The sequence below is a fragment of the Herbivorax alkaliphila genome, from assembly GCF_030848475.1.
Classification (GTDB): domain Bacteria; phylum Bacillota; class Clostridia; order Acetivibrionales; family Acetivibrionaceae; genus Herbivorax.
The window spans coordinates 1-7,983 of record NZ_JAVDDS010000080.1 but is presented as its reverse complement, the minus strand read 5'-3'; the positions used below and the strand labels follow the sequence as shown (position 1 = coordinate 7,983).

Sequence of the window (7,983 nt, the reverse complement as noted above, 5' to 3'; positions counted from 1 at the left end):
ATTCCTTCCTAATTATTTCGTCGTTTCTCCTCATACTATATCTGTCATCCCTATATCTCTAAATTCATTAAATAGTATTAGTAATAATCTCCTTTAACGCCCAGCCAACCCTTCAAACAACGTTATCTCTACATTGTCTATGGTATCCTTTGGCATATGGCTAATGAAACTGGGGACGGTTCTTGAATTGAATTCAATTCAAGAACCGTCCCCAGTTTCAAGAACCGTCCATTATTTTATTAAAAACTATTGCACGAACAAATGTTCTTTGATAATATATAGATATACTTAGTATTTTAAATATATTACCTTTAATAAATTTAAAGTTTTAATGAAAATATTAGAGTGAACTCGTTTAGCTAAAGCTAAACATCAAGGCTTCAGGTGGAGTCTTAGAATAAGATAAAAGTTATATTTGAGGGAGATTTTATAGTATGAATGTTAATGAAAAGACATTAGTTCGTCAATTATTTCAAAACAAAATCTTTAAAAGTGATGGACAGTTGTTTGAAGATATGTTTGTTGATATTATGAACTATGCAGAAAAAGAATTTCAAGCTATAAAACCTTGGGGCAACATAGGTGATAGAAAAAATGATGGGTACATAAGAGATAAAGGTATATATTTTCAAGTATATGCACCTGAAGATATAAGAAAGTCTTATATCGATGTTATAGCAAAACTTAATAAAGATTTTTCTAAACTAAAAGAGTATTGGGATCCAATAAATAAATTTTATTTTGTTGTTAATGATAAATATAAAGGTGTAAACGCAGAGTGTGAACAGGCAATTCGGATGTTAAAAAACAAGTATCAACTTAGTGAAACAAAATTTTTTACAGCTAAAGATATTGAAAATATTTTATTTACTTTAGAAGATGATCAGATATTTAGTATAGTGGGACATATACCAGATCCTTCAAAAATTAAGCAAATAGATTATTCAATTTTAAGTGAAGTAATTAGCCATATAATGAAACTACCTTTAAAAGGAAATGGCGATGATGATATAGTACTACCAGATTGGGAAGAAAAAATAATATTTAATAAATTAACAGAACCAGTAGCATACTTATTAAAAGGTGGGTATTTACAGGTGTTTTGCTTGGAGGAGTACTTAGCGAATAATAGTAATTTTCTTGCAGATGCTTTGAGAGAAAAAATAAATGATGTTTATTCTGAAGAAAAGGAACTGAACAGTGGTGACAAATTGTTTTGGAATATAGTTGAACGGCTTAGTCCTAGACTTGAGCATGCTTATCAAACAACAGTTATTGTTATAATGGCTAAATATTTTGAAACATGTGATATTTTCGAAGAACCTTCATTGGAGGGAGAAAAATGATAATTCCAACTAAGCATACAAATTTTTCTCAATCACTACTTGGATTTGGGAGCTATATTTTAAGTAAATTAGAAAGAAATAAATCTGTTGATGAACTGTGGAATGAATATTTAGATGACTATAAAAATAATAGGTATCCTGCAAAACACAGTTTTGATAACTTACTATTAACTTTGCTTTTCCTTTACACATTAGGAATATTAGAGGAGCAGGATGGGGGTGTTATAAAATGCGACTAATTAGAGTTTATTCTAATATGGATACTTTTAAAGAAGTTAAATTTAATAAGACAGGATTAAGTTTTATAGCTGCAAAACAAAAAAATCCCGAACTTACTGAGAAAGGCCAAACTTATAATGGAGTGGGGAAATCTTTATTAGTACGTATTATCCACTTTTGTCTTGGAGCTAGCAAAGATAATTATAAGGAATTTTGCGATAAGTTGCCAGGTTGGGAATTTTACTTAGAGTTTGAAATAAAAAATACGATGTATACTGCTAAAAGGTTGACAGATAATCCTAATAGGATTTTTTTGAATGGTGAAGACTTATTTATTAGTAAATTTACCAAAAAGATAGGTGAGTTATGTTTTGATATACCAGAAGACACATCATTTCTAACTTTTCGTTCTTTAATTCCGTTTTTCATAAGACTTAAAAGGTAATCATATGTTAGTTATGAAAAACCTGGTGAATTACATAGTGACTATCAAAGATTTCTTTATAATGCTTTTTTACTGGGATTAGATGTGTTTTTAATGCAAAAAAAACAAAAAATAAAGAAAGAGAAAGATAGAATTGAAGAATTAGAAAAAAACTTTAAAAAAGATTCTTTGCTTAAAGATTTTTTTACAGGAAATAAAGATGTTACATTGACTTTAATAGATCTTGATGAGCAAATTAAAAACCTTGATAAAAATTTAAAAAACTTTAAAGTAGCTGATGACTATTATGATGTACAAATTGAAGCAGATAAAGTTGAAAGAGAACTTTTTGATTTAAATAATAAAATTATAATGTTACAAAACAATATAGAAAGTATAGATAACGGACTTAATATTAGTCCAGATATAAACAAAAATGATATTAAAAAAATATATGATGAGGCAAACGTCAATTTTCCAGAAAGTATGACAAAAAAGTTAGATGAATTAGAGAGATTTTATGAAAAATTAATTATTAATAGGAAAAAAAGATTACTAGAACAAAGAAATAGATTAGATGCAGAAATAATGAACAAGTCAGAAAAATCAAAACAATTACAAAAAGAACTAGATAGGCTAATGGAGTATTTAGGAGAACATCAAGCATTGGATGTTTTTGTGAGTCTAAGTAATAAGAGTGCAGCTTTAAAATCTAAAAGAGAAAGTTTAAAAAAGTATCAGGATTTACAATTAGAATATAAAGAAAAAGAAAGAAATACTGGTAAAGAACTAATAAGCCTAGCTGAAAAGGCTGAAAAATATCTTAAACAAATAGAACCTGAAAATTCAAAGCTTATAAATTATTTTAGGTTTCTAGCTAAAAAATTCTATCCTGATAGTGTAGCTGGTCTTAAAATTGAAGTCAATGATGGTGAAAATCAATTGTTATTCGATATAGATGCAAAAATAGAATCAGATAATTCTGATGGAATTAACAATGTTAAAATATTTTGTTATGACTTAACCATTCTTTTTAAAGGACACAATCACAATATAGATTTTATTTTTCATGATAGCAGACTTTTTGATGGAATAGATGAACGACAGAAAGTGGATATGTTTAGAATAGTTTATGAACATTTTACTAATACAGACAAGCAATATATAGCGACAGTTAATCAAAATCAAATAGATGAAATTAAAAAGTTACTGACAAAGAAAGAATTCAATAATATAATAGTTGATAATACAATATTAACATTAACAGATGAATTGGCTCTTGGAAAACTATTAGGTATAAATGTAGATATAGATGATAAATAGTATTCAAGCAAGGTGTATTCAAGCAAGGGACGGTTCTCCACTTGAATAAATTGAATGTGGTATAATGGTGGATTTACCTACATAAAGAAACTCAACTCCACCTGAAGATTTCTCTTATAAATATAAGTTCTTCATATCACTATTAATCTTTGTTCCATTTATCTATAAAAATTCTTGTAACATCTACAAACTTTTTTCCCACCTCTTGAATATAATCAGATAATGCATATTTGTTATCATGACTTATAACAGTGATAACTCTTCCCCATTCTGGATTTCTAACACCTTCCTTTTGTACTTCATAATCTAAGCCTGTTTCTGACTGTATTAGTGTTTTGTTTTCTTCAAAAACTGAAAATAATTCTTCTTTAATCTGTTGGTTATTAGCTGATACTTCTATAGAAAATTCTGAGTTTCTTTTTTTGTATACTATAGCAAAAAATAAACCTCTTATTCCAGTGTATATTTTTGCATAAGGCTTTCTTGGACTATAGGATATATTAAAACCTCTTTTTTTTGCTATTTCAATTATTCCCTCAAAAAAGTTGATTACTTCATCTGACTGGAGTACTTTACCTTTCGAAGTATCTTTTTTCTTTTTGTTGATAAAATAATCTTCCGTGGTAAATAGTGGTATTAACTGGTTTATATCAATAAAAACTTGACCTGCTATATGTTCTTTATAAGGTACAATGGTCATGCACTTTACATCAATATTATTTTGATATAACCATGCACATACTGAAAGAATTCTTTTATCTATGGTTTTACCAATAATAATGATTCTCTGTCCAGTATTTAAAATGCCGTTTAACATATCTTCAGCGTCTAGTTCTAAAAAATCAAGTAAGTTTTCTATTGGGTTTTCTTCTTTCCCAAATTTATTAAGATATTCTTTATAAGTCTCTACTATGTCGTTAGGTGTTAATGTAGAGCAATATGAACAATACTTTAAAGCTTGAAAATCAACATTAGAACCAGTTTGATCTCGTTTCACTTCAATTATAACTGTATTTCCCTCTTTGTCTAAAGCTAATAAATCCAGTCTTTCGTTTACTTCAAACTTGTCATACTCATGTGCAATTATAAGTAAATCTTCCTCAAGAATAGTAGGATCTTTTCGAATCCATTCTTCAATACCACTTCTTTCTTTTATTTCATTATCTGCAAAACTTGTTTCTTTTACTTTTTCCAAACTATTATTATCAATGTTTAATTTATACATAACACCTCTCCATTTTAATCCTATTATTTATAATCAATTTATTGTTAGTTATTGAAACTTATAAGTTTCGTCTTTGATTCATCGTCCAAATATCTAGTTGGTATAATTTGTGCAGTTATTGCACTCAAATAAATAATAATCATATCATCATAAACTTTTATCCTTTTTATACCGTTTTTGTGTATTGTTTCAGATGAGTTCTCACTAAATATTTTAATATTATTTTCATCAACCAACATAGTTTTTTTGCCAAAAAATGATGAATTATCATCCTCGCGCAATAGTTTTTCAGTTTGTTTTATTAATGTTTTTTTATATTCCTTTGGATATATAATAAACCATGCCACTACAAATATTAGCGAAAGAATAATCCAATAATAACCAAGTGGTTCATATACACGCGTTCCAATAAAATACATTAATATTGCAAATATAATAGGTGTCACATACTTAAAAAGGTTATATATCTTTCTTTGTGATGGTGAATTCTTTATATGATATAAATTAAATTTTATATAATCTTCTTCTGTTATTTCAAACTTAATTTCCATTTCAACCCCTCCTTGTCTTTGTTTTTTGTCTTAATTGGAATATTTTTTATTCTAGTTCTAAGTCTCCACCTGAAGCCTCTATGTTTAGCTTTAGCTAATCACTACATTATAAGTTCTAGCATTCAATATATAGAGTATTATATCATATTTTGTGTTTATATCATTACTTTTAATTATAACTTTTTAAAAAGTTATTCCTAATTTTAGTGATATTACCCACCATATACAGCTTCAAAATTCAATTCTAAAACCGTTCCCTATTTGACTCTTGTAAATTCAAGAATATACGATAGAATAGAAATGTCGCGTAAAAATAATAGAACTTATGTAATTTAGGAGGATTTTAATGATACAGGCTTGTAATGTAACACTTAGGTTAGGAAAGATGGCATTGTTTGAGGATGTGAACATAAAATTTACAGAGGGAAATTGTTATGGGTTAATCGGTGCCAACGGTGCCGGTAAGTCAACCTTTTTAAAAATACTATCTGGTCAAATCGAGACCTCAAAAGGTGAAATTGTTATTACACCGGGACAAAGGTTATCCTTCTTGCAACAAAATCACTTTAAGTATGATGATTTTGATGTACTAGATACAGTTATTATGGGGAATAAAAAATTGTATGAAATAATGAGAGAAAAAGAAGAACTCTATGCAAAAGAGGATTTCACAGATGAAGATGGAATTAAAGCTAGCGAATTAGAAGCTGATTTCGCAGCAATGGATGGTTGGGAGGCTGAATCTAATGCCGCTTCCTTATTAAACGGTTTAGGCGTAGAGAATGACTTGCATTGCAAAAAAATGAAAGACCTGAACGCTAGTAAAAAAGTAAAAGTCTTACTTGCACAGGCGTTATTCGGTAACCCTGATATATTACTTTTAGATGAGCCAACAAACCACTTGGATCTTGAAGCAATACGTTGGCTTGAAGAATTCTTAATCAATTTTGAAAATATTGTTATTGTTGTATCTCATGACCGCCACTTTCTCAATAAAGTATGTACTCATATTGCTGATATTGATTATGCAAAGATACAACTCTATACAGGTAACTATGACTTCTGGTATGAATCCAGTCAATTGATGATAAAACAAATGAAGGAAGCAAACCAAAAGAAGGAAGATAAAATTAAAGAGTTACAAGAGTTTATTCAAAGATTTAGTGCAAATGCATCTAAATCAAAACAAGCTACATCACGGAAAAGAGCTTTGGAAAAAATTGAATTAGATGATATAAAACCATCAAGCAGAAAATATCCTTACATTAATTTTAAGCCTAGTAGGGAAATTGGTAATGAAGTATTAACAGTAGAAAACCTTTCAAAGACTATTGATGGAGTTAAGGTCTTAGATAATATATCCTTTACTGTGGGACGAGAAGATAAGATAGCTTTTGTTGGACCGAACAACATGGCCACCACAACCTTATTTCGAATATTATCTGGTGAGCTTGAACCTGATGAAGGGAGTTATAAATGGGGTGTAACGACAAATGTTTCTTATTTCCCTAAAGATAATACGGAACTATTTGTCGGCGAAGAAACTATTGTCGATTTCTTAATGCCATTTTCTCCCGAAAAAGATGTCACCTATGTTCGCGGTTTCCTTGGGCGTATGTTGTTCTCTGGAGAAGAAGCTCTAAAAAAAGTAAAGGTGCTTTCAGGTGGTGAAAGAGTGCGTGTAATGTTATCTAAGATGATGATTCTAAGGTCAAATGTTTTGATACTTGATGAACCTACCAATCACCTTGATATGGAATCTATAACCTCTTTAAATAATGGACTTATAAAATTCTCTGGAGTTTCACTTTTCACCTCACAAGATTATCAATTTATTCAAACAACAGCAAATCGTATTATGGAAATTACACCAAAGGGACTAATAGACAAAAAAACAACCTACGATGAATATTTAGATAGTGATGAAATGGCAAGAAAAAGACAGGTAATGCAATTTGACAAAGAAGATTATGAAGACTAATATTATAAATTGTTTTCTTAGGAAGCAATTTACAATATTATGTTCTTATGAATGTGAAGCTAATTATTTAATAGGCCTCTTTACACCTTACGTAACTATCAACCCAATTTTTACGAAAGTTTTTTGAAAAATAAAAAACTTTCGTAAAAATTAAAAGTAGTTCCTATTTTAATTTTTGAATCATCCCCACTAATTCATCAGCTACTTGATCCACAGGACGATTATCTATGAAGTACTTATTTTCAATTTTTTTAAAAGTTTTTCTTACATATACTATATCTTCATTTATATCTTTAATATAATAATTTTTGTGCTTCTGCTTATATTCCTCATCTGTATAAATATTATCGTTTTCATCAGAAAAAACCAGTCTTTCGAAAATATTCTCTGCTGAATCCTGTAATTCAATTGCAATTACCTGTTCTAAATCTAAAAGTGAGTTAAAGTATCTTGAATAGAAAATTGGACTTACTGCAATAACTATATTATCTTTATGTTCTTTTAGCAAATTCTTTAAGATTTCACCTTTTATTTTAAATCTTTCATCTGGCCATGGATATTCTTTCATGAAGTCTTCCAAGGTCATTTGAAACCTCTTTCTTATTTCATCATCTAAATCAAAGAAAGAATATTTTAGTTTTTGAGCCAGCTTCTCACCTGTTACAGTCTTCCCTACATTTGATATTCCAAAAAGCATTATTACCATATCATTACCTTCTTTCAAATCGTTATTTGCAAATTATTATAACACATTCTGCTTTTAATTCATTGCTTTTAATTATAACAAATGTAAGTGAGCTTTTATCTAAATCTAAACATTAAACTTAAGACAAAAACATTACCACCATAATTATACCTATTTAAAACTTAAAAATTCAATTCAAGAACCGTCCCCAAATTGAATGTGTTTGCTC

At 28.8% G+C, this 7,983-nt stretch carries 8 protein-coding genes; 5 read left to right on the top strand and 3 right to left on the bottom strand.

Annotated elements, in window-relative coordinates:
* Positions 1–434: 434 nt before the first annotated feature.
* From RBH29_RS16740 to RBH29_RS16725, 4 genes are all read left to right on the top strand, one after another.
* Positions 435–1,346, top strand: coding sequence for an ABC-three component system protein (locus RBH29_RS16740; protein WP_306698147.1), 912 nt, complete (start codon positions 435–437; stop codon positions 1,344–1,346).
* Positions 1,343–1,585, top strand: a complete 243-nt coding sequence (locus RBH29_RS16735; RefSeq protein ID WP_306698146.1) for an ABC-three component system middle component 6 — start codon at positions 1,343–1,345, stop codon at positions 1,583–1,585. The genes RBH29_RS16740 and RBH29_RS16735 overlap by 4 nt, the downstream gene beginning before the upstream one ends.
* Positions 1,576–2,010, top strand: a complete 435-nt coding sequence (locus tag RBH29_RS16730; RefSeq protein WP_306698145.1) for a hypothetical protein — start codon at positions 1,576–1,578, stop codon at positions 2,008–2,010. The genes RBH29_RS16735 and RBH29_RS16730 overlap by 10 nt, the downstream gene beginning before the upstream one ends.
* Before the next feature lie 93 nt (positions 2,011–2,103).
* Positions 2,104–3,312 carry a DUF2326 domain-containing protein gene (locus tag RBH29_RS16725; protein WP_306698144.1) on the top strand — a complete coding sequence of 403 codons (1,209 nt, stop codon included), beginning with the start codon at positions 2,104–2,106 and terminating at the stop codon, positions 3,310–3,312.
* 142 nt (positions 3,313–3,454) lie between these two features.
* On the opposite strand, the gene RBH29_RS16720 is transcribed toward RBH29_RS16725, so the two are convergent.
* Both RBH29_RS16720 and RBH29_RS16715 read right to left on the bottom strand, forming a co-directional pair.
* Positions 3,455–4,537: a DUF4268 domain-containing protein gene (locus RBH29_RS16720; RefSeq protein ID WP_306698142.1), complete on the bottom strand. Its 1,083-nt coding sequence runs from the start codon at positions 4,535–4,537 to the stop codon at positions 3,455–3,457.
* A 44-nt stretch (positions 4,538–4,581) separates the two neighbouring features.
* Positions 4,582–5,088 carry a YcxB family protein gene (locus tag RBH29_RS16715; protein WP_306698141.1) on the bottom strand — a complete coding sequence of 169 codons (507 nt, stop codon included), beginning with the start codon at positions 5,086–5,088 and terminating at the stop codon, positions 4,582–4,584.
* Positions 5,089–5,434: 346 nt separating this feature from the next.
* Between RBH29_RS16715 and RBH29_RS16710 the strand changes: the two genes are divergently transcribed.
* Positions 5,435–7,069: an ABC-F family ATP-binding cassette domain-containing protein gene (locus RBH29_RS16710; RefSeq protein ID WP_306698140.1), complete on the top strand. Its 1,635-nt coding sequence runs from the start codon at positions 5,435–5,437 to the stop codon at positions 7,067–7,069.
* 163 nt (positions 7,070–7,232) lie between these two features.
* Here the strand turns inward: RBH29_RS16710 and RBH29_RS16705 are convergent, their stop codons facing one another.
* Complete coding sequence (locus RBH29_RS16705; protein ID WP_306698139.1) at positions 7,233–7,793, bottom strand: shikimate kinase; 561 nt, start codon at positions 7,791–7,793, stop codon at positions 7,233–7,235.
* Positions 7,794–7,983: the final 190 nt, after the last annotated feature.